General features: G+C 61.9%; 1 protein-coding gene. It reads left to right on the forward strand.

The features are described 5' to 3' along the window. On the forward strand, positions 1–236 hold a 236-nt coding region (locus tag FKP22_RS31675; protein WP_141292105.1), incomplete at both ends, for a beta-ketoacyl synthase N-terminal-like domain-containing protein.

Genomic DNA, 236 nt, shown 5'->3' on the forward strand with positions numbered 1-236 from the left:
GGCAAGACCTACAGCAAATGGGGCGGCTTCATCGAAGGCGTGGATGAGTTCGACCCGCTGTTCTTCAACATCTCGCCGAGAGAAGCCGAACTGATGGACCCGCAGGAGCGGCTGTTCCTGCAATGCGTGCACGCCACGCTGGAAGACGCCGGCTACACCCGGGGCAGCGTCGCTGCGGAGCAGAACGTTGGCGTGTTCGTCGGCGTCATGTACGAGGAATACCAACTCTACGGCGC

It is taken from the genome of Ideonella azotifigens, from assembly GCF_006519715.1.
In the GTDB taxonomy this organism is placed as follows: Bacteria; Pseudomonadota; Gammaproteobacteria; order Burkholderiales; family Burkholderiaceae_C; genus Ideonella; species Ideonella azotifigens.